20 protein-coding genes are annotated in these 23117 nt (G+C 64.7%); 10 read left to right on the forward strand and 10 right to left on the reverse strand.

From position 1 onward, the window contains the following. Window positions 1-15: 15 nt before the first annotated feature. From VG320_RS02920 to VG320_RS02955, 8 genes are all read right to left on the reverse strand, one after another. Window positions 16-1599, reverse strand: a complete 1584-nt coding sequence (locus tag VG320_RS02920; protein ID WP_327198662.1) for a FadD3 family acyl-CoA ligase — start codon at window positions 1597-1599, stop codon at window positions 16-18. 76 nt (window positions 1600-1675) lie between these two features. Next, window positions 1676-2707 carry a ferredoxin--NADP reductase gene (locus VG320_RS02925; RefSeq protein WP_327198663.1) on the reverse strand — a complete coding sequence of 344 codons (1032 nt, stop codon included), beginning with the start codon at window positions 2705-2707 and terminating at the stop codon, window positions 1676-1678. Between the two features lie 21 nt (window positions 2708-2728). Beyond that, window positions 2729-3493 (reverse strand): SDR family oxidoreductase, encoded by a 765-nt coding sequence (locus VG320_RS02930; RefSeq protein ID WP_327198664.1) that lies wholly within the window; start codon window positions 3491-3493, stop codon window positions 2729-2731. A 16-nt stretch (window positions 3494-3509) separates the two neighbouring features. Next, window positions 3510-5219 carry an FAD-binding protein gene (locus VG320_RS02935; protein WP_327198665.1) on the reverse strand — a complete coding sequence of 570 codons (1710 nt, stop codon included), beginning with the start codon at window positions 5217-5219 and terminating at the stop codon, window positions 3510-3512. Continuing rightward, window positions 5216-5746: a flavin reductase family protein gene (locus VG320_RS02940; RefSeq protein ID WP_327198666.1), complete on the reverse strand. Its 531-nt coding sequence runs from the start codon at window positions 5744-5746 to the stop codon at window positions 5216-5218. The genes VG320_RS02935 and VG320_RS02940 overlap by 4 nt, the downstream gene beginning before the upstream one ends. Then, a complete protein-coding gene (locus VG320_RS02945) occupies window positions 5743-7494 on the reverse strand; it encodes an FAD-dependent oxidoreductase (protein WP_327198667.1) in 1752 nt (583 codons plus the stop codon). The genes VG320_RS02940 and VG320_RS02945 overlap by 4 nt, the downstream gene beginning before the upstream one ends. An 11-nt stretch (window positions 7495-7505) precedes the next feature. Beyond that, the gene (locus VG320_RS02950; protein ID WP_327198668.1) at window positions 7506-8699 is read right to left on the reverse strand and encodes an acyl-CoA dehydrogenase family protein; all 1194 of its coding nucleotides are present in this window, start codon (window positions 8697-8699) and stop codon (window positions 7506-7508) included. Window positions 8700-8747: 48 nt separating this feature from the next. After that, window positions 8748-9887: an LLM class flavin-dependent oxidoreductase gene (locus tag VG320_RS02955; protein ID WP_327198669.1), complete on the reverse strand. Its 1140-nt coding sequence runs from the start codon at window positions 9885-9887 to the stop codon at window positions 8748-8750. A 220-nt stretch (window positions 9888-10107) separates the two neighbouring features. Between VG320_RS02955 and VG320_RS02960 the strand changes: the two genes are divergently transcribed. Next, on the forward strand, window positions 10108-10458 hold the full coding sequence (locus tag VG320_RS02960; protein WP_327198670.1) for a VOC family protein: 351 nt from the start codon (window positions 10108-10110) through the stop codon (window positions 10456-10458). Window positions 10459-10512: 54 nt separating this feature from the next. On the opposite strand, the gene VG320_RS02965 is transcribed toward VG320_RS02960, so the two are convergent. Then, complete coding sequence (locus tag VG320_RS02965) at window positions 10513-11703, reverse strand: helix-turn-helix transcriptional regulator (protein WP_327198671.1); 1191 nt, start codon at window positions 11701-11703, stop codon at window positions 10513-10515. 320 nt (window positions 11704-12023) lie between these two features. Here VG320_RS02965 and VG320_RS02970 point away from each other — a divergent pair, with 320 nt between their 5' ends. From VG320_RS02970 to VG320_RS02990, 5 genes are all read left to right on the forward strand, one after another. Further along, on the forward strand, window positions 12024-12971 hold the full coding sequence (locus VG320_RS02970; protein WP_327198672.1) for an alpha/beta hydrolase: 948 nt from the start codon (window positions 12024-12026) through the stop codon (window positions 12969-12971). Between the two features lie 7 nt (window positions 12972-12978). Further along, window positions 12979-13800 (forward strand): enoyl-CoA hydratase/isomerase family protein, encoded by an 822-nt coding sequence (locus VG320_RS02975; protein ID WP_327198673.1) that lies wholly within the window; start codon window positions 12979-12981, stop codon window positions 13798-13800. Then, window positions 13797-14963, forward strand: coding sequence for a bifunctional 3,4-dihydroxy-2-butanone-4-phosphate synthase/GTP cyclohydrolase II (gene ribBA, locus VG320_RS02980; protein WP_327198674.1), 1167 nt, complete (start codon window positions 13797-13799; stop codon window positions 14961-14963). The genes VG320_RS02975 and ribBA overlap by 4 nt, the downstream gene beginning before the upstream one ends. Before the next feature lie 20 nt (window positions 14964-14983). Next, window positions 14984-15838, forward strand: coding sequence for an SDR family NAD(P)-dependent oxidoreductase (locus VG320_RS02985; protein WP_327198675.1), 855 nt, complete (start codon window positions 14984-14986; stop codon window positions 15836-15838). A gap of 165 nt (window positions 15839-16003) precedes the next feature. After that, window positions 16004-16900 carry a LysR family transcriptional regulator gene (locus VG320_RS02990; protein WP_327198676.1) on the forward strand — a complete coding sequence of 299 codons (897 nt, stop codon included), beginning with the start codon at window positions 16004-16006 and terminating at the stop codon, window positions 16898-16900. 1 nt (window position 16901) lies between these two features. On the opposite strand, the gene VG320_RS02995 is transcribed toward VG320_RS02990, so the two are convergent. After that, window positions 16902-17912 carry an aldo/keto reductase gene (locus VG320_RS02995; RefSeq protein ID WP_327198677.1) on the reverse strand — a complete coding sequence of 337 codons (1011 nt, stop codon included), beginning with the start codon at window positions 17910-17912 and terminating at the stop codon, window positions 16902-16904. Window positions 17913-18220: 308 nt separating this feature from the next. On the opposite strand from VG320_RS02995, the gene VG320_RS03000 reads away from it, so the two are divergent. From VG320_RS03000 to VG320_RS03015, 4 genes are all read left to right on the forward strand, one after another. Next, on the forward strand, window positions 18221-19543 hold the full coding sequence (locus VG320_RS03000) for an MFS transporter (RefSeq protein ID WP_327198678.1): 1323 nt from the start codon (window positions 18221-18223) through the stop codon (window positions 19541-19543). Between the two features lie 102 nt (window positions 19544-19645). Then, on the forward strand, window positions 19646-20974 hold the full coding sequence (locus VG320_RS03005; RefSeq protein WP_327198679.1) for an FAD-binding oxidoreductase: 1329 nt from the start codon (window positions 19646-19648) through the stop codon (window positions 20972-20974). Window positions 20975-21637: 663 nt separating this feature from the next. Then, a complete protein-coding gene (locus VG320_RS03010; RefSeq protein WP_327198680.1) occupies window positions 21638-22354 on the forward strand; it encodes an ABC transporter permease in 717 nt (238 codons plus the stop codon). After that, window positions 22351-23117: glycine betaine ABC transporter substrate-binding protein (locus tag VG320_RS03015; protein ID WP_327198681.1), on the forward strand; the 767-nt coding region annotated here is incomplete at its 3' end. The genes VG320_RS03010 and VG320_RS03015, both read left to right, overlap by 4 nt.

Below are 23117 nucleotides of genomic sequence, written 5' to 3' on the forward strand. Positions count from 1 at the left end.
GGCAACGTCACGCCGTCAAGCGCTCACACCTTGCGCAAACGCTTCGCGCAAGCGGTACTTGAGCACCTTGCCGGCTGCGCTCGTGGGCAGCGCAGTGACGATTTCAATGCGGCGCGGCACCTTATAATTGGCCATGTTGCGCCGGGCCCATTGCGCGAGCGTTTCGGCGTCCGTGTGTGCGCCCGCGCGCAGCACGATCCACGCGTGGCCAACCTCCCCCAGCCGCTCGTCCGGCACGCCCACCACGGCGATCTGTGCGACGGCCTCGTGGGCCGCGAACAGTCGCTCGATCTCCGCCGGATAGCAGTTGAAGCCGCCGACAATGAACATGTCCTTGATGCGGTCCGTCACACGCAGATTGCCGCCCGTGTCGAGCGAACCGATATCGCCCGTGTACAGCCAGCCTTGCGGATCGACGGCGTTGGCGGTGGCCGCCGCATCGCCCAGATAGCCGCGCATGACGTTGTAGCCGCGCAGCCAGACTTCGCCTGTTTCTCCCGGCGGCAGCGGTGTGCCGTCCGGGCCCGCGATGCGCAATTCGACACCTGGCATGGCGCGACCCGACGTTTGCGCGATGGTCTGCGCATCGTCACCGTGACGGCAGAGTGTGGCGAAACCGCAGGTTTCCGTGAGCCCGTAGCCGGTCAAGACGGTCTCGAAGCCCAGCTCCGCGCGCATGCGCTCGACAAGACTGGGCGCGATGGCGGCCGCACCCGTCACGGCAACACGCAAAGAGCCAAGATCGCGCTGCGCAAGATCCGGTGCATCCAGCAGCGCGTAATAGAGCGTGGGCGGACCCGGCAGGACGGAAACGCGCTCCTGCACCACGCGCTCGAGCACGGCCTGTGGATCGAACACGGCGTGCGGCAGCACGGTTGCGCCGCTCGCCAGCGCCGCGAGCCAGCCTGCCTTGTAGCCGAAGGCGTGAAAGAACGGATTGACGATCAGATAGCGGTCGCCTTCGCGCAAGGTGGCGATCTGCGCCCAGTCGTGCGCACCGCGCAAGTTCTGCCCGTGCGTGGTCATCACGCCTTTGGGGCGGCCCGTCGTCCCCGAGGTGAACATCACGTCCATCAGCGTATCGGGCGTGACGGCCTGCTCGCGCGCGCGGAACGCTTCGAGCGGGGTTTTTTCCGCGCGCTGCAAAAACGTCTGCCAGCTTTCGCAGGCATGCTCGACCGCCGCGTCGAACACGATCACACGTTCGAGCGACGCGGGCCGATGCGGCGCAAGCATCGACGGATACTGCTCGCCGAGAAACTCGCCGCAGCAGAACAGTACGCGCGCGCCGCTATCGGCGAGGATCGCGCCGGCCTCCAGGCCCTTCATGCGCGTGTTGACGGGCACAAGCGCCGCGCCCGCGCTCTGGATCGCCAAAGCGGCGACGATCCATTCGGCCACATTGGGGGCCCAGATCGCGACGCGGTCGCCGGGCTCGATCCCGCAGGCCATCAGCGCGCGCGCCGCTTCGACGCGGGCGGCGTCGAGCTGTGCGTAGCTCAGGCTGAGCGCGGTGGATTCGATCGCCATGCGCGCGCCGTAGCGCGCCGCGCCGCGAGCGATCAGCGCGGGCGTGGTGAGAATGTCGTGAGGCGTCATCTTGGGACTCCGGAAAGACGAGCGCCGCCGCGCGATGAGCAGCGGCGGCGCCGGATTGGGCAACCATGCGCTCGCGCTAGTCGGGGAACACGATGCGGACCTCGGCGCTCGCAGGCCGCGCGCTGCATGCAAGCGTCCAACCGGCCGCGCGCTCTTCGTCGTCGAGTGCGGCGTTGTCGTCGAGCGTCACTGCACCCGCTTCGACACGGCACATGCACGCACCACATAAGCCGCTACGGCACGAGCTGGGCGGCGCGAGACCGGCCCGCTCCATCGCGTCGAGCAGCGTTTCGCCCGGCTCGCAGTTGAAGCGATGACTCGCGCCGTCAAGCTGGGTTTCCACGCTCGCAGGTATTTCACCCTCTATCGTTGCGCGCACAACGGGTTCGACTGCAAGATCGGGCAAAGAAATAAAACGCTCGACATGAATCTTCGCGCGCGGCAAACCCAGCGCAAGCATCGCCGCCAGCGCGCTTTCCATGAAGAGCGCCGGCCCGCAGATGAAGCATGTCTGCTGGCTCCAGGGCCGCGCCAACTCTTCGAGATGGCGCTGTTGCGGTATGCCCTGCACGCTGTCGAGCCAGTGAATCACGCGCAAGCGGCCCGGATGACGCTGCGCCAGTTCGCGCAGCGCAGCGCCAAAGATCACCGACGACTCATCGCGGTTCGCGTAGATCAGCGTGAGCATGCCGCGCCCGCCTATCAGCGCCGCCTTCAGGATTGACAACACGGGCGTGATGCCGCTGCCGCCCGCGAACAACAGCAGATCGTCGTCGAGCGAGCGCGGCGTGAAGACGCCCGCAGGCGCCATCACGTCGAGTTCGTCGCCAGGCTGCACCGCGTCGCATAGCCAGTTCGACGCGCGCCCGTCGCGCACGCGCTTGACGGTGATCTTCGGTGCGGCGTCGACGCCGGGCGCGCTGGAGAGCGAGTAACAACGCTGCAGCGCAGACCCGCCGTGCGGCAGGCGCAACGTGAGGAACTGCCCTGGCCGGTACGCGAACGCATCGGCCAGCGCGCCGGGCACCTCGAACACGAACGAACGCGCATCGGCGCTTTCGGCTATCACTTCGGCCACGCGCAGCCGATGAAAACGCGTTTCGGTCATGGCAGAACTCGCGTGCATGCGTCAGGCGACGCCCATGATCATCTGCGCGTTGTCGATGCGGTACTCGCTGCCGTTGATGAAGCGCGACTCATCGGAGGCGAGGAACAGCACCAGTTGCGCGATGTCTTCGGGCAGGCACATGCGCGAGCGCGGATCGACGGATTCCGTGAGTTGCGCACGGCCCGCTTCCGCCGAGCCGAAGAACGGCTCGGTCATCGGCGTGAGGATGCCGTCGGGGTGGATGGTGTTGGCGCGCACCTTGTAGCCCTGGGTTTTGCAGTGCGCCGCAATCGCGCGCGTGAGCGCCGTGACCGCCCCCTTGCTCGCCGAATAGGCGCAGAACGCACCCAGACCGCCCAGCGCCGCCACCGACGACATATTGACGATCGCGCCGCCCTTCTCCTTCATTGCGCGCACCGCCGCCTGGCAGCCGAGGAAATAGCCTTCGGCGTTGATGCGCATGATGCGCTGCCATTGTTCGAGCGTGGCGTCCTCGATGCTGCCCAGTTGCAGGATAGCCGCGTTATTGACCAGCACGTTGGGCGTGCCGAACTGCTTTTGCGCTGCGCCGAACACATCGTTCCAGCCGGTTTCCGAGGCGATATCGTGACGCACGAACAGCGCCGCATCGCCGATCTGCGCGGCCACGGCGCGGCCCGCCTCCTCGTTCACATCGGTCAGCACCACGCGCGCGCCCTCTTGCGCGAACAGCAGCGCGTCGGCCTTGCCCACGCCGCTTGCGGCGCCCGTGATGATGGCGATCTTGCCCTTGAGTCTGTCTCCCATCTTCGTTCTCTCTTTGTCAGTGTGTCAGTGGATGAAGGGGTAATACGGTTGCGCCTGCAACGTTTGTTCTGTTTGCCTCGTGCGCGGCCAGCACTTCGCGCGCCGCAGCGCGTCCAGCCTGACGACCCGACCAGACGCAATCGGCCAGTGACAGCCCGCTAACGTAGTGATTGGAGGCCAGCCCGCGCGCGGCGCGGCCCGCCGCGTAAAGACCGGCGATGGCATCGCCTTGATCGCGCAGCACGGCATTGGTGGTTTCTTCGACGCGCAGTCCGCCCAGCGTGATCGCCGGGCACGGAAACACGCGGCTTGCTGCCGAGATATCGAGTGCGTAATAAGGTGCTTGTGCCAAAGGCGCAAGCATTGGCGCGGATTTACCGAATGCGTCGTCACGCCCACTTACGGCGGCCGCGCGATAGTCGGCCAGCGTGCGTTCGAGCGTGATGGGATCGGCGCCGATCAATGCCGCCAGTTGCGCGGGCGTATCGGCGCGCCGGCGGTTCGCGAGCATCAGCACCAGCGCGGGCACGCTCTGGAACGCCCATAAGCGCCCGCGCAGGCATTCGCGCAATGCCTCGCGCACGAGCGCGGCGTCGAGAATCAGCCAGGCGCGGCCATCGCGGGTCTCGCACATCGCGTGACCCAGGGTCGCGCCGTAGACTTCCTCGTTGCAGAAGCGTTCGCCGCGCGCATCGACCACGCAACCGCGCGCCCACGCGAACGGCGGATTGATGAAGCGCCACGCAGAGATACGTTCCATGCGATCGGCCACGCCCCCCGCCGAGACGCCAAGACGTATACCCGAGCCGTCGCACGCCGTGGTCCCCAGACGCCAGTTGGCGAGGTAGCGCGGCGCGTGCTGAGCCATCATTTCGCGGTTGAAAATGAAACCGCCGGTGGCAAGCACGACCGCATCGGCGCGAATGTCGAGCGCTTCGCTCGCTTGCATTTCGAGCCGATGAAGCGCTGCTCGCAAACGGTCGGCCACGCGAGGCATGCCGTTATGGAGCTGGTCGGCCCAACGGGCGAGACGCACGTGACGACGTTGCAAGCGGCCCGGCTTCACGCGCCAGACTTGCGCGCCAATCACGCGCCCCGCTTCATCGACGATCAGGCGGCGCACGCTTGCGTGCCGCACGATGTCGACGTTGGGCTCCGCTTCCACAGCGCGGCGCAGCGTCGCGAAGAGTGCCTGTCCCGACATGCCGCGCGCCACCACGCGATGCCCACGCGGCGCGGGGGGAACGGCGGGTGCGTCACCTACGGCTTCGTTGCCCGAGTAGTAGAGAAACGCGCGCTCGGGCGGATACGAAGTCTTGCGTGCGGGCATCGCCGCATTGAAGCGCACGCCATGCCGCTCCAGCCACGCGAGTTGCGCAACGCTGCCCTGGCAAAAGCGTTCAAGCGCGGCGGCAGAGACGGCTTCGCCCACTTCGCCGCGCAGATAGGCGGCCATCGCTTCAGGCGTATCCGCATAGCCCGCCTCGCGCTGGTACGGCGTGCCGCCGCCCGCATAGATCACGCCGCCGCTCTTTGCGCTCGCGCCTCCGCCGTCGAAGCGCTCGACGATGCAAACGCGCGCGCCCGCCTGCGCCGCTTCGAGCGCGGCGCACGCGCCCGCCGCGCCAAAGCCAGCGATCAGCACGCCGCAAGTGTCATCCCAGCGATGCGCGTTGGCATCGGCGACGACGATCGGCGGCTCGGTGGGCGTGGCGCTCGTATTCATGCGCTGGCCGCTACTGCCGTGGTCAGCAGCGTCGTTGCTGCGGTGGTGTAAGCGCCATCGACGTACAGCAGCGGCTCGATCTCGCCGCTTAGCTTCACTTCACGCAGCCTGCCGATGAACACCGTATGCGTGCCGTACTCGAAGCGCCCGTCCTGCGCGCAAATCAGGTTGGCCTGCGCGCCGTGCAGATACGGCACGCCTTGCTCGCAGCGTTGCCAGTCGCCGCTCGTGAAACGCTCCTCGCCCTTCAGGCGGCCGCTGCAATCGATGGCGATATCCTGCTGGCGCGCGGCCAGCAGATTGACGCAGAAGTCCGCGCCGGCCGCGAGCGGCGGATAGATCGACGACGACCGGTTGATGCAGATGAGCAGCGAAGGCGGCTCGGTCGACAGCGAATCGACCGCTGTGGCCGACATCGAATAGCGCCGCTCACCGTCGCTGCAACTGATGACCGCGACCGAGCGCGCGAGGCGACGCATGGCGAGCAGCATGTCCGCGCGCAGCGGTTCAGTGGAAATATCGCTCATTGTGTGACTCCGCGAAGCTCGCGGTCCGTGTGCGAGGTTGTGTCGTTTGAAATCGCTGCAGCGCAATGATCGGCGGCGCGGTAACCGAAGGTCATCGCGGGGCCGAGCGTCGAGCCCGCACCCGGATAACTTGCGCCCATCATCGATGCGCTGCAGTTGCCAATCGCGTAGAGGCCGGCAATGGCGCTGCCGTCCGCACGCAGCACGCGGGCGTTTTCGTCGGTGACGAGACCACCCTTGGTGCCGATATCGCCCGCGTCGATCCGTACCGCGTAGAACGGCGCTTCGCCGATAGGCGCAAGGCACGGGTTCGGCTTTACGGCGGGGTCGCCGTAGTAGGTATCGAACACGTTATTGCCTTTGCCGAACTCCTCGTCCACGCCGCTGAGTGCGTAGGCGTTCATGCGCGCGATGCTGTCGCGCAGCCCTTGTGCGTTCACGCCAATTTGCGCGGCCAGCGCATCGAGCGTATCGGCGCGATGCAGCAAGGATCTAAAGGACTCCGGAATACGTGCGTCGGGCATCATCGATGCGGGCATGATCGGCCCGCACGGATAATGCTTGCGAAAACGCGCGTCGAAGATCATCCACGCGGGCAGGCACGCACCGGTCTTCGCGTGATCCCGATACATCGCATTCACGAATTCCGAATACGGCGCGGCTTCATCGACGAAGCGCTGCCCCAAGCCATTGACGATCACGCAGCCGGGCAGGTTGCGCTCCACGAATAGCGCACGTTGTTTCTCCTCATCGGCCACGCGCAGCGTCGGCGCGCCCCAGACGTGCTCCATCAGCGCAAGCGCGCCGCCGGCGCGTTCGCCCGCTGTAATCGCGTCGCCCGTGTTGTGCGGCGGCGTGGCGCTCCATTGCACGTTGGTAGGCTGCGGCAGGTAGCGCTCGCGCAGCGCCTGGTTTCGTTCGAAGCCGCCTGCCGCGAGAATCACGCCGCGCCGCGCCAGCACGCGCAGCGGTGTGCCGTTGCGCTCGGCCAGCACGCCTTCGATGCGGCCATCGAATTCGATCAGATCGCGCATGGGCGTGTCGAGCCACAGCGGTACCTTGCGTTCGAGCAGCGCGTAGCGCAGGCCGCCCACGAGCGCATTGCCTAGCGTGAGCCGCCGGTCGCGCCGCGAGCGCAGCCGCGCGCGGATATCGAGCCAATAACGCCCGAATTCGCGCAATGCGAGCATCATGAAACCGCGCTCTTTCGAAAGCAACGTGTGCGCTTCTTTCGACGTCACCGCCACGCGACCGCCCACCAGCGTGCCAGGCGAAGGCGCACGCAGCCGCGCGAATTCCTTGCCCAGCCGCCCACCGTCGAACGGCAAGGGATCGAGCGCGCGATAGCCGGGCAATGCACCCGGCAACGCTTGAAAGTAATCCGCGTAACGCGCGAGCGACTGATAGCGCACAGGCGTGCGCGATTCCAGATAGCGCAGCATTTCAGGCGCGCTGTCCAGATACGCGTCCACGCGTGCAGGCGAACTCGCGCCTTCGATGCAGGCCTCCAGATAGATGCGTGCCGTCTCGCGCGTGTCCGCGCCGCCCGCTTCGGCGATGTGGTGATTGCACGGCACCCAGATGCCGCCGCCCGACACCGCCGACGTGCCGCCATATTCCCCGCTCTTTTCCAGCAAGACGACGGAAAGCCCCTGATCGGCGGCGCGGCACGCGGCAAGCATGCCGCCCGCGCCAGAGCCGACGATCACCACGTCGAATGTTTCAGTCTGCATGGGCTGATCGCTCATGATCGCCGTCCTCAGATGAAAAAGTCCGTGTTGGGACGGCCGAGCATCACCGCGCCCAGGTTCTGGCCAAAGCGATCGACGTTGTTCGCGTAGTGCGCGCGCGCCGCGTGCAGATCGAGAAAGCGGCGCACGAGCGGATTGCGTCGATAGATGCCGTTGCCGCCCGCGTAGCGCAGCAGCGTGTTGGCCGCCTGGGCGCAACGCTCTGCCACCTGCGCGGACTGATAGCGAAACAGCACGCGCCGCTCGATCGGCACCTCGGGGCCGCCCTGTGCGGCCGCCAGCAACTCCGCGAAATTGCGGCGCAACAGCACCTGCATTTCGTCGATGGCGGTCGAAGCGTTTGCGCACGCGCTCTGTGCGCCAGCATCGTCGCTGGTCTTCGCGCCGCTATTAGCACTCACGCGATTCGCGGCATAAGCGGTGAAGTCATCCACCGCGCCTTGCAGCGCGCCGATGCACGCCGTGCAAACCGCACGCACGAAAATCTGCGCGAACGGCAGGCGAAACAGCGGCGCGTCGTTGACGGCCAGCCCCGGACTCGTGCCCATCATGCCGTCCACCGCCTTGTGCGTGCGATACGCCGGCACGAACACGTCCTCGACGACGATGTCATGACTGCCGGTCGCGCGCAGTCCCAGCACATCCCAGTCGCGTTCGATGCGGTAGGCGTTTTTTGGCAGCAGGAAGGTGCGATATTCGGGCGGTTCGCCGTCGCGCGCGGGCGGCACCAGTGCGCCCAGAAAGACCCATTCGCACAATTCGCTGCCACTCGAAAACTTCCAGTGACCCGAAAGCCGGAAGCCGCCCTCGACTGGCGTGACCTTGCCCACCGGCATATAGGTGGACGCGATCAGCGTGGCCGGATCGTCGCCCCAGACGTCGCGCTGGGCCTGCTCGTCGAACAGCGCGAGCTGCCAGTTGTGCACGCCGACCACGCCGTACACCCACGCCGTGGACATGCAGCCGCGCGCGAGCGCCATCTGGATTTCGAAGAACACCTGCGGGTCCAGTTCGTAGCCGCCATAGCGCTTTGGCTGCAGCACCTTGAAGAAGCCGCCCGCCTGCAGATCCGCGAGGGTTTGCGCGGGAATGCGCCCTTCGGCTTCGGCAGCGTCGGCGCGCTGCGCCAGCAGGGGCGCGAGCGCCTGGGCGCGCGCGATCAGGTCCGCCGCGAGGGCGTTCGAATCGTGTTCTCGATGCACCGCTGTCTCCTTGTGTCTTCTTTTGAGTGGTTGGGGCTGGCGCGCCGCTTAAGCGACGGCGCGCGCCTTCACGCGGTTGAAGTACGGAATCACGTGTTCGCCGATATTGCGGATGGTTTCGAGCTGCGCTTCGTGCGGCACCGTACCCATCTGGCAGAGGAACAGCACTTCGTCCACGCCCGCTTCCATCAGTCGTCCTACATAACCAATGCAGTCATCCACCGTGCCGTAAGCGTGGTTGGGGTTCATCATCGAAAGCGCCGGATCGCTGAAGTCCACCACCACTTCTTCCGACGCGAAACGCGAGCGGATCACCATCTGGCCGCTGTCGGCCTGCACGAGGTCGTCGCCCCAGTTGGCCGGATCGGGACGCTCGCCGCCCGTGTACCAGTATGCGAGCGACTCCATGAAATAACGCTGGCCGCGAATGCCGATCTTGCGCGCCTGCTGGCCGTCAGCCATCACGATGGCCGGACACAGCGCGGCGAGGTGTTCGGTCGGGCGGAAACCCACCTGATCTTCGGCCTTGCGGTTGCGCCAGGCTTCGCGGTAAAGCGCGTTTTTCTTCGCCACCTCATCGGGGCCGCCGAAACCCAGCACCAGCGCGCCCAGACCGCGCTGGCCCGCGCGCAGCAGACCGTCGCTATTGGTGCAGGCCATGTACATCGGCGGGTGCGGGTCCTGATACGGCTTCGGATGGATCGGACGCTTAGGAATCTTGATGTATTGGCCATCGTGCTCGATCTCGTCTTGCACAAACATCTTCGGCACGAGGTACATCGACTCGTCGATCATGGGTTGCAGCTCGGCGAGGTCGTAGCCGAACGCGCCCGCTTCCTGCTGGCTGCCGCCCTTGCCCACGCCAAAGTGCACGCGGCCCTGCGAAAGAATGTCGAGCAGCGCGACGCGCTCGGCCACCTTGATCGGATGGTTCATCGCGGGCGGCAGGCAGATCACGCCGTGGCCGAGACCAATGCGCGTCGTGCGGCCCGCCAGATAGGCGAGAAAAGTTTCCGGGGCGCTAATGTGCGCGTAGTTGGTGAGCGAGGTGTGCTCGACGCACCAGACGGTATCGAAGCCCATCTGCTCGGCCAGCAGCGCCTGCTCGACGGTCTCCTTGAAAACGCGGTGGTCGCCCTCGCGCGACGCGTCGGTCGTCTGGGCTTCGTAGATCAGGGAAAACTTCATCGCGGGTGTCTCCTTGTTGTGTCGGACTTTGGAACCGCGTGACGGTCCACGAGACGAAGTGTCGGCGCGCGCGGCAAGCGCTGCATCGTCTGTTTGGATTAACGCTTTTATCGACACTTCAAGGCGCGTGCCGACCTAGTCCAATCGGACATGGCGCGTGGCGTTGCGCGCGCTAGCATCGGCTTGTGGCATGACCACTCAAACTCAGGGGAAAGACGCAATGAAGGCTTCGATGATGCTGTACCCGGTGGAGACGATCGACACGGCGCTGCCGTTCTTTGTCGACGGGCTTGGGCTGACGGTGAAAATGCGCGACGGCGAGCGCTATTGCGCGCTGGAAGGCGGCCCGCTCACGATTGCGCTGGTGGCGGGCGACGAGCGGATTGTCGAGCGTCCTGCGCTAACGTTTCGCATTGCTGAGGATGACGATCTCTATGCGGCGATGGCACGTGTAGTGGCAACGGGTGCGTCGGTGCGCGTGCCCGTGCAGCAGGGGCCGCACGAATTGCGCGCGGTGCTGGAGGACCGTAACGGCGCGCTGCTCGTGCTCACGCAGAAACATGTGGTGTAAACAACAGAAGGCGGCCGCACGCGCCGCCTTCATTTCTCACTCGATAGCGCTGCTTCAACCCAACGGCACCACGCTGCCCAGCAAAATCCGCACGAGCGTGGCCTGACGCGTCACGCCCGTCTTCGAGAAGATCGAGCGAAGATGCGCGCGCGCCGTGTTCTTGCTGATGCCCAGTTCCTCGGCGGCCTCTTCCAGCGTGAGGCCATTGGTGAGCAGCAACGCAAGCGAAGTTTCGGCGGGCGTGAGATCGAACAGCTTGCGCACGATTTCCTGCGAGCGCTGTGATTTGCGGTCCGGATCGCGCAGGAACACCACGGTCGCGGGTCGGCGGCGGTTGTCTTCTGACCAGTCGGAAAGTGGCACGGTACGCACCAGCACGCCCAGTTTCGCGCGGTCGCCGCTACGCGTGACGGGCATCGCTTCCACCAGCGGCCCCGCCGTGCCGAAGTGCCCCATCATCGCGTGACGAATCAGCCGCTGCAGCGTGCGGTTTTCGTGGCTATCGGTCGCTTCCACGTGACCATGCGCGACGCGCAGGCCGTCGGCTTCCGCGAGGATTTCGTCGGCGACGCTATTGGTGCGCATGATCGCACCGCTTTCGTCGAGCGTGACGGTACCCACCAGCATGCGATCGATGGCGCTCGCGTAGAGCGTGCGCTCCGATTCCACCACGTCCAGACGCGAATGCAGCTCCACCGCGCGACGCAGATGCGGCAGCAGCAATGCGCAAAGCGCCTTGTCGCGCGCCGAAAAATGCGCGACGCCGTGCTTGCGGCACACGCGGAAGCGACATTCGACGCCGGTTTCGGTGCGCAAGTCGGCGCCCATGATGTAGCGCACGTCGGCGGGCTGCAGAAACTGCTTGTACAGCTCGCTGGAAAGCCAGCCGGTCTCGCCGAAGACTTCGTCGACGGTCACGACGCGTTCGGCGGGCAGGCCCACGAACGGGTCGAGCGAATAGTAATAGTCGTTATACGACGCGTCATTGGGCGCGCCCGCGCCTTCGGCCGCGTGCACCATCAGCCCACGCCGGTCGCTTGAGGGCGAGCGCAGGATCAGCGTCGTATAGGTCGCGTCCAGATGCACGCGTATCAGTTCCAGGGCGGCTTTCCAGGGCACCGCTTCGAGCGGCCCCTGATAGATGCGCGCCAGCAGCGCGCTGAACTGCGCGACGTCGATGCCTGCCGCTGCGCTCGCGTCCGCGTTCGTCCCCTGACCCTCTTCCGGGGCCCATCTCGTCTTCATCAACACAGTCTCCGTCCTCCATGCCGCCTTTGGCGACGGCCAACTTTACGGGGCTGTCATGCGATCGGCATCGGGAGTATCCCCTGGCCGATGCATCGCCCTGCGTCTCCTGCGCCGCATGACCGGACGCATTTTTGTCTGGGGAATGCGTGTATCGAATCGCCCGCCTTGCCCCGTGACAGACATTACGCCGATCGGCCCTGGCGCCCCTCGTCTGATCGGACGATGCCGCCGCCGCGCCAAAAAGCTTCAATTCGCTCCAATGCGCCCAACGGCGCCCGTTTTCCGCGCTTTTCAATCATTTCCAAGGAGAAACCCGCATGGCGCTCGATCCCCAGGCCGCCGCGCTGCTCGCCTCGCTGGCCGGCGCGCCGGCGCCCGACTATGCCCGGCTCGACGCCGCCAGCTATCGCGCCGCGCTGGCAGCCGGCGGCGCCGCGAGCGCCTTCGGCCCAGGCGACGCCATCGCCGCCGAGCAGGACCTGACGCTGCCCGGCGAAGCCGGTCCGCTCGCCGCGCGCCTCTTTCGTCCGAACAATGCGAGCGGCGAAGCGCTGCCGCTTACCGTGTTTTTCCACGGTGGCGGCTTCGTGGCCTGCGGGATCGACACGCACGCCAATATTTGCCGCACGCTTGCGGCACGCGCCCGCACGCTCGTGCTTTCCGTCGATTACCGGCTCGCACCCGAAGCGCGCTTTCCGGCCGCCGCGCACGATGCGCTCTCCGCCGTGCGTTGGGCCGCGATAAACGCCGCACAACTGGGGGCGCGTTCCGGCGCGCTGGCCGTGGCCGGCGATAGCGCGGGCGGCAACCTCGCCGCCGTCTGCGCGCAGCAACTGCGCGGCGACGTGGCGATCGCGCATCAATTGCTGCTCTATCCCGTGCTGGACTGCTCGCATGAGCATCCTTCATACGAGTTGTTTGGCGAGGGCCATCTGCTCGAACGGGGACTGATGCGCTGGTTCAAGGACCAGTACTTCGGCGCCGATGAAGGCAGCACGGACCGCGCCGCGCCGCTCGCCAGCCCGCTGGGCACGGAGCGGCTCGAACAGGTTGCGAGCGCAACCATCGTGAGTGCCGAATGCGATCCCCTGCGCGACGAAGCCGAACGCTACGCCGCGCGGCTGGCCCAGGCTGGCGTGGCCACCACGCTGGTGCGCTGGCCTGGCCAGATACATGGCTTCGCGAGCCTGATGGGCGTATTCGATGCCGCCGACGCCGTGCTTGACTTCGGCGCTCGTGCCTTGCGCGCGGCGCTTCATCGCTGAGCGCGCCATGAACGACACGCTTCGTATCGCGCACGCCGACGGCGTCGCCACGCTCACCTTCGACCGCCCCGACACGCTCAATGCACTCAACGAGGCGATGGCCGTCGAGCTTTGCGCGCGCCTTGAGCGCCTCACGCAAGACCGGGCCGTGCGCGCGATCGTGCTGACCGGCGCGGGCCGCGCCTTCATGGCGGGCGGCGACGTGGAGGCCATGCGCGCCGCGCTTGAACTGCCTACTGCGCGCCGCACGCGTGCCATCGGCAAACTCGTGCGCCACGCCCAGCTTGCGGTCGCCACCATCGCGCGCTCGCCTAAGCCTGTGCTGGCGAGCGTCAACGGCGTAGCGGCGGGATTTGGTCTGGCGCTGGTCGCCGCGTGCGACGTGGCCATCGCCGCCGACGACGCCGTCTTCACGTCCGCCTATAACCGCCTGGGCACCACGCCCGACGGCGGCGCGAGCTTCACGCTGCCGCGCCTGCTGGGCGCACGCGTAGCAGCGCAATGGCTCTATCTCGACGAGCGCCACACCGCCGCCGACGCCTTGCGCGTGGGCCTCGTGAACTGGGTCGTGCCCGCCGCCGAGCTGGCAAGCGCCACGCGCGAGCGAGCCGCACGCCTCGCGGCACTCTCGCCGGTCGCGTTCTCGCACACCAAGCATCTGATCGCCGATGCGCCACGCCGCACGCTCGACGCACAACTGCTCGCCGAACAACGCGGCTTTCTCAACTGCACATCGCAGCCTGATTTCCGCGAAGGCAGCCGCGCCTTTGCCGAACGCCGCGCACCCGACTTTGTTGCGCGCGCCACTATCGAGGACCACAACTCATGAAACTGGCCGATACCGCCGCCATTGTCGCGGACCTGCGCGCGGGCCGCATGGTGATCCTCGTCGACGAGGAAGACCGCGAAAACGAGGGCGATCTGGTAATCGCCGCCGACTGCGTGACGCCCGACGCCATCAATTTCATGGCGCGTCACGCACGCGGGCTGATCTGCCTCACGCTCACCGCCAGTCACGCCGCGCGGCTGCAACTCGCGCCGATGAGCGCGCGCAACGGCACGCAGTACGGCACGGCCTTCACGGTGAGCATCGAAGCGGCACAGGGCGTCACGACGGGCATCAGCGCCGCCGACCGCGCCCACACGATCCGCACCGCCATCGCGCCCGGCGTGCGCGCCGACCATCTGGTCCAGCCGGGCCACGTGTTCCCCATCGTCGCCCGCGACGGCGGCGTGCTGGTGCGCGCGGGCCACACCGAAGCGGGCTGCGACCTCACCGCGCTTGCGGGCCTCACGCCTGCCGCGGTGATCTGCGAGGTGATGAACGACGACGGCACCATGGCGCGCCTGCCCGAACTGAAACGTTTCGCGCAGGAACACGGCCTGAAAATAGGCACAATCGCCGATCTGATCCGCTATCGCAGCGAGCGCGAATCGCTGGTCGAGCGCGTGGAAGCGCGTTCGCTCGATACGGCCTGGGGAACGTTCGAGGCGATCCAGTACCGTGACCGCGTGAGCGGCGCAACGCATCTGGCGCTCGTGCGCGGCCAGCCCGAAGCCGATGTGCCGACGCTCGTGCGCATGCAGGAACGCGCTTCGCTGCTCGACCTGCTCGATGCGCAACTGCACGCTGCGCACGTTCAGACGCTGCACGCATCGCTTGCGCGTATCGAAAACTGTGGGCGCGGCGTGGCCGTGCTGCTCGATTGCGGCTTGCACGAGCGGCGCGATACGCCATCGACATCTGCATCCGGCAAGCGGCATTACGGCATCGGCTCGCAGATCCTGCGCGATCTGGGCTTGCGGCGGCTCAACGTGCTGTCCAGTCCGCTGAAATTGCCCGCGCTCTCCGGGCATGGACTGGAGATTAGCGCGTTTATTCCACTCGGCGATCTGCCGGATATGGCAGACGAAATCATCCCGGCTTCGGTCGACGTTATCCGCGCCAATGCGTTCGCGACGTATAGTGCGCGACCGCTAGTCGAGGCGTGAATTTTATGGAGCAAGCCAGCATGACCCATTATGTCGCGCTCGTCACCGGCGCATCGCGCGGAGCGGGCAAGGGCATCGCGCTCGCGCTGGGCGCAACCGGCGCCACCGTCTACGTGACGGGCCGCTCGCAGAACGAAGGCGATGCGCCGCTGCCCGGCACCATCCACGCCACCGCCGCCGAAATCGACCGGCTGGGCGGACGCGGCATCGCGCTGCCCTGCGATCACGCCGACGATACTCAGGTGGAAGCGATATTCACACGCATTCGCGCCGAGCAAGGACGGCTTGATGTACTCGTCAACAACGCGACCGTCCTGCATGATGAGTTGATCCGGCCTGCGCCGTTCTGGGAAAAGCCGCTCGAGATGGTCGATATTCTCGACGTGGGATTGCGCTCTGCGTATGTCGCGAGCTGGCACGCGGCGCGGATAATGGCGGCGCAGCGCGACGGGCTGATTGCGTTTACGTCGTCGTTCGGCGCGAGTTGCTATATGCATGGCGCGGCTTATGGCGCGCAGAAGGTGGGGGTCGACAAGTTTGCCAAGGATATGGCTGTCGATTTGCGGCCGTTCGGTGTGGCGGCGGTGTCGATCTGGATGGGCATGCTACAGACTGAGCGCACCGCGCGGGTGATTGCTGCGCATCCTGAGCAATATGCGGGTTTTAGCGAGCTTGCGGAAAGTCCGCAGTTTACGGGGCGGTTGATTGATGCGCTTTATCGCGATCCGCGACGGGATGCGAAATCCGGGCTCGTAATGGTAGGGGCGGAATTGGCGCGCGAGTATGGAATTACGGACATCGATGGGCGGCAGCCGCCTTCGCATCGCGAACAGTTGGGTGGGCCGGTGCAGGCGCATCCGGCGGTTGTGGCCTAACGGGCTTCGTTTTGTGTTGGCATTAGCGTGTGGTCGTGTCGGTCTGCAGGCGTTGCCCCTGTGCGGGGCGACGCTAATACAGCTAATAGAGCGACACCAAACCAGGGAAATGCGAACCACCAATGATAGGATTCGCACCACCTCCCACGCATCCAGAAACTCCCCATGCCGCGCGAAAACTTCAACGACCTGCTGGCCTTTCTCGCCGTCGCGCGCGAGCGCAGCTTCACACGTGCAGCAGCACAACTCGGCGTATCGCAGTCGGCACTAAGCCACACGATACGCGCACTGGAAACACGCCTCGGCCTACGCCTGCTCACGCGCACCACGCGCAGCGTCGCCACGACAGAAGCGGGAGAGCGCCTCTTCCAGGCAATAGCGCCCCGCTTCGAACAGATCGACACCGAACTCACAGCGCTCGCCGATCTACGCGACAAACCCGCCGGCACAATCCGCATCACGGCAACCGACCATACCGTCGAAACGGTCATCTGGCCAAAGCTAAAAGAGTTTCTACCCGCTTACCCGGACATCAAAATCGAAATCAGCGTGGACTACGGCCTGCGCGACATCGTAGCCGACCGTTTCGATATTGGCGTGCGCACCGGCGACCAGGTCGCGAAAGACATGATCGCTGTGCGCATCGCCCCCGATCTGAAGATGGCGATCGTCGGCTCGCCTTCTTACCTAGCAAAAAGGAAAGCGCCCAAAGCCCCGCAGGATCTACTCCAGCACGACTGCATCTCGCTGCGCCTCACGAGTGCGGGCGGGCTCTACGCATGGGAACTCAAAAAGGACGACCACGATCTGCAGGTGCGCGTGGACGGACAACTCACCTTCAACACCATCCCGCAGATGCTGCAGGCCGCGCTGGGCGGCTTCGGCCTCGCCTTCATGCCCGAGGATGTCGCGCTGCCGTATATCCGCGCGGGCCAGCTCAAAAGCGTGCTCAAAGACTGGTGCCCGGTGTTTCCCGGCTATCACGCGTACTACCCTAGCCGGCGTCAATCATCGCGCGCGCTCGGGCTGGTGATCGACGCCTTGCGTTATCGCGGCAAATAGATCAGAAAGCCAGGCGGCCTTCAATCGGATAGTTGGGGTCCGTATAGCCTGGCGTCGAAGCATGACCCGGCACCACGAGACTGTCGATAAAGCGCTCGTCCTCGGCATTGAGCTTGAAATCAAGCGCCTGCATGTAGCTGTCCCAATGCGCTTCGGTGCGCGGCCCCGCGATCGTCGAACTCACGAGGCGATTATTGAGCACCCACGCCAGCGCAAACGCGATGGGATTCGTGCCGCGCTGCGCGGCATAGTCGGCGATACGCTGCGCGATATGCAGCGACTCCGTGCGCCATTCGGTCTGCTGGATACGGCGGTCGCCTCGGCCTGCGCGACTGTCGGCGGGCGGCGGTGCATCGGGCGTGTACTTTCCCGTGAGTACGCCACGCGCGAGCGGGCTGTACGGCACCACGCCCAGGCCATAGTGCGCGGCAGCAGGCAACTGTTCGACTTCAGCGCTGCGATCGACAATGTTGTAGAGCGGCTCGCTTGCCACTGGGCGATCGATGCCGAGTTGATCGGCAATGCGCACGACTTCGGCGATGCGCCAGCCACGGAAATTCGACAGCCCGAAATAGCGCACCTTGCCCTGACGAATCAGATCGCCCACAGCGCGCACGCTTTCTTCCAGCGGCAAATCGGGCAGCGCACGATGGAAATACAGCACGTCGATATAGTCAGTGCCCAGGCGCTTGAGACTTTCCTCCACGCTTCGGTAAATCCATTTACGCGACTGCCCCTGGCGATTCGGTCCCGCCGCGGGACCCGCGGCATACCCGAACTTGGTCGCCACGACCCAATCGTCACGATGCGCCGCGATCGCGCGGCCCACGATCTCCTCGGAACGGCCGGCGTGGTAGACGTCGGCCGTGTCGATGAAATTCACACCTTGTTCGAAGGCCTTGTCGATGATGCGCTTCGAGGTGGCTTCGTCGGTTTCTCCGCCGAACATCATGGCGCCGAGGCACAACGGCGAGACCTTCAGGCCGCTGCGGCCCAGATTGCGATAATCCATATGCTGTAACTCCAGAATGACTGCGCGTCGAATCGACGGCCTGACACGCATTAGAAACCAGATACGGGTCTGGATAAAGATGCTGGATCGGCATGCTTTCATGAGCGAGCCTCATGAATTGCGCCGTGCGTTAGCTCCGCATTTTATTTAGCCATCCTATTTTTATGAATTCCCTCTCCCGCACAACTAGATTAACCAACACACTTTTCGCTTTCCACACAAAGGCGCAGAATGGAGCGCACGCATGAAACCGCCGTACGCACGCATTTCCCACACTCTGGGCGAATACACAAAAATCAGGAGACGAGATGGACGACAAGCTTGTTGCGAACGCTTCTGCTTCTACTGCGGCACCCGTCACGACACGCGCCAAAGTTCGCTGGCATGTGCTCACCTGGCTGCTGATCGGCGGCATCATCAACTATCTTGATCGCGCCAATCTGGCAATCGCCGCGCCCGGCATGATTCACGATCTTGGACTCACGCGCACGCAGATCGGTCTGCTCGGTACGGTGTTTTCATGGACTTACGCGGTCATGCAGTTACCCGCCGGCTGGATCATCGACCGCTTCGGCGCGAAGCGCGTCTACGCGATCGGCATGATCTGGTGGAGCGTCGCCACCTTGCTCACAGGCGTGGTTGGATCGGTCGCCGGGCTCGTACTCATGCGCGTGCTGCTCGCGGTCGGCGAAGCGCCGTGCTGGCCCACCTCGGCGAAGATCACGGCGGCGTGGTTTCCCGCCAAGGAACGCGGCTTCGCCACCGGCATCTGGGATTCGTCGTCGAAATGGGGACCTGCGCTCGCGCCTGCCCTGCTGGTCGCGTTGATGATCGCGTTTGGCTGGCGCTCGCTCTTTCATGTCACGGGCATGCTAGGCATCGTATTCGCCGCGCTCTTCCTGCTGTTCTATCGCAATCCCTCGCACAGCCAGCGTTTGTCGCGCGAGGAATTCGCCTACATCGAAGCGGGCGGCGGCGGTCACGAACACTCGCTCGACAGCGCGCCCATCAAGTGGCGCGCGCTGTTTGCCTCGCAAAGCGTGTGGGGCATGATCCTTGGCTATTTCTGCGCGATCTGGTTGTGGAATCTCTTTCTGGTGTTCCTGCCGCTCTATCTGATCGACCGCTTTCATATCACGCTCGTGCAACTTGGCGTCTATGCGAGCATCCCGTGGTTTGGCGGCGCGTTGGGTGAAATCGTTGCGGGCTTCGTCGCCGCGAAACTGGTTGATCGCGGCGTCGCCTCGCCGATGGTCGCCAAGCGCGTGCTGATCGTCATCTGTTCGCTGGGTGCAGCGCTGTGCGCCATCGCGCTACCCTTCGTGCAGACCATCGGCGCCACCATTACGCTGATGACGCTTGGCCTTGCCTGCATCGCGGCGACCATCGGCAATGCGTGGGCGCTCGCGGGCGATATCGCGCCGCGTTCGATGATCGCCTCAGTGAGCGCGATCCAGAATTTTGGCGGCTATTTTGGCGGGGCATTCTCGCCAGTCGCGGCGGGTTTCATTGTCGATCGCACTGGCTCGTACACGCTCGCTTTCGTGATCGGCGGCGCGATCGCGGGCTGCGCCGCGTTGTTTTACTGGGGCATGGCGCGCCGCGCTGTCGCCCCCGAGTCTGCGCGTTGAGCGTTTGCTTATAACGTCCCGACCTTATACTTTCCGCCTCCAGTAAAAAACACGACGGCGTGCCTGCGATACGCGCCGCCGGAAAGAAAAGGGAAAGACAGGATGGGACCGTATGTGGACGCCGTGCCTTCGGCAGAGTTACTGCCTGCACGCGCGGATGTGGTGATCATCGGCGGTGGGGTTATCGGCGTGGCGGCGGCGTGGCATCTCGCTTCGCAAGGGGTGAGCGTGGTGCTCTGCGAGAAGGGCCATGTCGCCGGCGAGCAATCGAGCCGCAACTGGGGCTGGTGCCGCCAGGCCGGACGCGACATGCGTGAAATGCCGCTCATCACCGAAAGCATGCGCCACTGGCGCACAATGGCCGATACCGTTGGTGCGGACGTGGGCTTTCGAGAATGCGGCGTGCTGTATATCGGCGACTCTGAAGCGGATGAGGCCGGTTTCCAGCAGTGGTTCGACGATGCCGCTGGCTACGACACTGGCGCAAAAATGGTGCGCGGCGCCGATCTTGCGAAGTTGCTGCCCGGCGCTTCGCGCACGTTTCGCGCGGGTCTGTTCGTGCCGACCGATGGCCGCGCCGAACCGCAACGCGCCGTGCCAGCTCTCGCTCGCGCTGCACAGGCGCGCGGCGCGACCATCGTCGCGCATTGCTCGGTGCGCGCGCTAGAACGTTCAGCGGGCCGAGTCAGCGGCGTCGTGACGAGCCGCGGCCGCATTGCCTGCGATGCCGTGATTCTTGCGGGAGGCGCGTGGTCGAGCCTCTTCTGTGAGCATGAGGGCGTACGCCTGCCGCAACTGAAAGTGCTGGGTACCGTGCTGCGCACATCGCCCGTCGAAAATGGGCCGCCTACTTGCGGCTGGCTTGGCGATATCGGCTATCGCAAGCGTCTCGATGGCGGCTATACGATCGGCTACAGCGGCCATCGTTACACGCCGGTCAGCCCCGATGGACTGCGCTTTCTGCGCGAATACACGCCGCTGCTCAAGCAGAACTGGCGCTCAATCCGTCCACGTTTCGATGCAGCGGCATTTCGCGAATTCCGTGACCGCCCCGGCTGGAATGCCGACGAACGCAGTCCATTCGAGCGCACGCGCACCATGGACCCCGCGCCATCGCAGCGCGGCGTAACGGCGGCGATGGCCAGCATGACGCGGCTTTTTCCCGCGTTCAAGGACGCGCAGGTCGTGCAGGAATGGGCCTGCTATATGGACGTCACGCCCGACATCATTCCGTATATCGGTGCGTGCGCAACGGTTCCAGGCTTGACCATAGCGACGGGCTTCTCGGGCCACGGCTTTGGCATCGGCCCAGCGGCGGGACGCGCGGCCGCCGACATCGCGATTGGGCGCGACGCTGGCGTGGACCTCGCACCGTTCTCGCTTGAGCGCTTCGCGCCCGGCATGCCGATCGTACCGGGCGGCGAGATTTGACGAGCGAGCGTTCGCGCTGATTCCAGTCCAAAGGCGGTGCTACATTTCGGCGCACCGCCTTTTTTCTTTGGCTTCCCGTGTTCCTCAGCCGAATCCGTGATCCGGAAAATCATACTCATTATTTTTAATCCGGTATCCCTATTATTTGCCCAATATGACGCAATATGACGCTGTTATAGGGATATTTCAACCGTTCGCAATTCATTATGATCAATCCCTATGGTAGACGCGCTTAATTGATTGCTCTATACTCGGTTCAACTTCATTACAAAACGCACGATCTTGTGCGGAACGGAATGCAAGTTCGCGCTACCTTCGCGCGCATCCGTTTCGCCATCTCAAAGGAGCCACCGGCTCCTGCGGCTTCAAGAACCGGTCTAGTACCGCTTCCACCGCACTCAGGTTGTCTTTATAGAAAGACAACGCCTTGCCCGGGCACGCTTTTCGCTACGCCGGGCTGAACATGACAACCAGACGAACGCCATTGCGCGTTCACTCGACTGCCAGTTGCGTCCTGTTGCGGCTGGCAAGGACTGTTTCCGTCAGTTCAATCGCGGCCCTGCCGGGATCACGAACTTCCATTCGCGGCGCCATCTGGCGTCTACGCGAGCGCGTTGCTTTTTGTCTTTGCGCGCCGCACCGAGTTTGAGGAGGCGTATCTTCATGAATCGACGCACTGTCCAGTTGGTGGGCAGCCTGATCGCCATCGTCGTCATTGCCTGGGCGCTAGCCCGCGGCATAGGCGCCGATACTTTCCGCAGTCATGCGGGAGATCTCGCGTATTACGCGGGCCAGCACATGCTGCTGGTCGGCTATTCGATGGTCCTGGCCATCCTTGTCGGCGTGCCAGCCGGAGTGCTGCTAAGCCGGCCGCGCTTCCAGCGTCAGGCCGAACGCTTCATGCAGATTTTCAATATCGGCAATACGATTCCCTCGCTCGCCGTGCTGGCGATTGCGCTGGGAATTTTCGGTATCGGCAACATCCCCGCGATCGTTGCGCTGTTCCTCGCTTCGCTGCTGCCGATCACGCGCAACAGTTATGAGGGCGTGAAGAACGTGCCCGCTTCGCTGCGCGAGGCTGCCAGGGGCATTGGCATGACGGGCTGGCAATCGCTCACACGCGTCGAACTGCCCAATGCTTTGCCGATTATCGTCGGTGGAATACGCACTGCACTGGCAATCAACGTGGGTACCGCGCCCCTCGCCTATCTGATTGGCGCGGATAGCCTCGGCTCGCTGATCTTCCCCGGTATCTATCTGGACAACGAGCCGTTGCTGTTGCTGGGCGCCGCTTTCACGGCAATTCTCGCGCTCCTGCTCGATGGCATCGTCGCAACAAGCAGTCGTCGGTGGCTCCTTCGTCATGGAGGTGTCGTATGATATTTCGCAGTCCGATTCGACGACTCATCAGTCTTTGCGCCATCGGCGTGCTCTGCGCTGCGGCTAGCAGCAGCGCCTTTGCCACCAGAATCGTACTGGGCGCGAAGAACTTTACCGAGCAATACGTGCTGGCCGAAGTCACGGCGCAATATCTGCGCTCGCGCGGCTACGACGTGGAAGTGCGCTCCGGACTGGGCAGCACGCTCATGCGCAGCGCGCTGGAGAACGGCCAGTTCGATCTCGTGTGGGATTACACGGGCACGGCCGCGCTGGTCTACGACAAGATCACCGACAAGCTCGACCCCGATCAGATGTATCAGCGCGTGAAGGCGCTCGATGCGCCGCGTGGCCTCGTCTGGCTCAACGCCTCGTCGCTCAACGATACCTATGCGCTGGGCCTGCCGAGCCAGTTTGCCGAAACGTCGGGCATCAAAACGGTTTCGCAGCTCGCCGATTATCTGAAGACGAATCCTGCAGCGAAGCATATGGTGTTTGGCATGGACGCGGAATTCGCCAATCGTCCCGATGGCCTCAAGCCGTTTCTCGATACCTATGGGATGCACTTCAAGCGCTCGCAGATGAAGCAGATGGATCCGGGCCTCGTCTACACCGCACTGCATAACGACCAGTTGAAGATCGGTCTCGTCTACACCACCGATGGGCGTGTGAAGGGCTTCGGCATCGTGCCGCTCGAAGACGACAGGCATTATTTCCCGCCGTATAACGCAGTGCCCGTCGTGCGCAAGAGCACGCTCGACCAGAA

Source organism: Paraburkholderia sp., from assembly GCF_035948235.1.
In the GTDB taxonomy this organism is placed as follows: domain Bacteria; phylum Pseudomonadota; class Gammaproteobacteria; order Burkholderiales; family Burkholderiaceae; genus Paraburkholderia.

Excerpts from the sequence above, each read along its gene's own strand:
- VG320_RS02920 (WP_327198662.1), bottom strand. The coding sequence starts at position 1,599 with ATGACGCCTCACGACATTCTCACCACGCCCGCGCTGATCGCTCGCGGC.
- VG320_RS02925 (WP_327198663.1), bottom strand. The coding sequence starts at position 2,707 with ATGACCGAAACGCGTTTTCATCGGCTGCGCGTGGCCGAAGTGATAGCC.
- VG320_RS02930 (WP_327198664.1), bottom strand. The coding sequence starts at position 3,493 with ATGGGAGACAGACTCAAGGGCAAGATCGCCATCATCACGGGCGCCGCA.
- VG320_RS02935 (WP_327198665.1), bottom strand. The coding sequence starts at position 5,219 with ATGAATACGAGCGCCACGCCCACCGAGCCGCCGATCGTCGTCGCCGAT.
- VG320_RS02940 (WP_327198666.1), bottom strand. The coding sequence starts at position 5,746 with ATGAGCGATATTTCCACTGAACCGCTGCGCGCGGACATGCTGCTCGCC.
- VG320_RS02945 (WP_327198667.1), bottom strand. The coding sequence starts at position 7,494 with ATGAGCGATCAGCCCATGCAGACTGAAACATTCGACGTGGTGATCGTC.
- VG320_RS02955 (WP_327198669.1), bottom strand. The coding sequence starts at position 9,887 with ATGAAGTTTTCCCTGATCTACGAAGCCCAGACGACCGACGCGTCGCGC.
- VG320_RS02960 (WP_327198670.1), top strand. The coding sequence starts at position 10,108 with ATGAAGGCTTCGATGATGCTGTACCCGGTGGAGACGATCGACACGGCG.
- VG320_RS02965 (WP_327198671.1), bottom strand. The coding sequence starts at position 11,703 with ATGAAGACGAGATGGGCCCCGGAAGAGGGTCAGGGGACGAACGCGGAC.
- VG320_RS02970 (WP_327198672.1), top strand. The coding sequence starts at position 12,024 with ATGGCGCTCGATCCCCAGGCCGCCGCGCTGCTCGCCTCGCTGGCCGGC.
- VG320_RS02975 (WP_327198673.1), top strand. The coding sequence starts at position 12,979 with ATGAACGACACGCTTCGTATCGCGCACGCCGACGGCGTCGCCACGCTC.
- ribBA (WP_327198674.1), top strand. The coding sequence starts at position 13,797 with ATGAAACTGGCCGATACCGCCGCCATTGTCGCGGACCTGCGCGCGGGC.
- VG320_RS02985 (WP_327198675.1), top strand. The coding sequence starts at position 14,984 with ATGACCCATTATGTCGCGCTCGTCACCGGCGCATCGCGCGGAGCGGGC.
- VG320_RS02990 (WP_327198676.1), top strand. The coding sequence starts at position 16,004 with ATGCCGCGCGAAAACTTCAACGACCTGCTGGCCTTTCTCGCCGTCGCG.
- VG320_RS02995 (WP_327198677.1), bottom strand. The coding sequence starts at position 17,912 with ATGGATTATCGCAATCTGGGCCGCAGCGGCCTGAAGGTCTCGCCGTTG.
- VG320_RS03000 (WP_327198678.1), top strand. The coding sequence starts at position 18,221 with ATGGACGACAAGCTTGTTGCGAACGCTTCTGCTTCTACTGCGGCACCC.
- VG320_RS03005 (WP_327198679.1), top strand. The coding sequence starts at position 19,646 with ATGGGACCGTATGTGGACGCCGTGCCTTCGGCAGAGTTACTGCCTGCA.
- VG320_RS03010 (WP_327198680.1), top strand. The coding sequence starts at position 21,638 with ATGAATCGACGCACTGTCCAGTTGGTGGGCAGCCTGATCGCCATCGTC.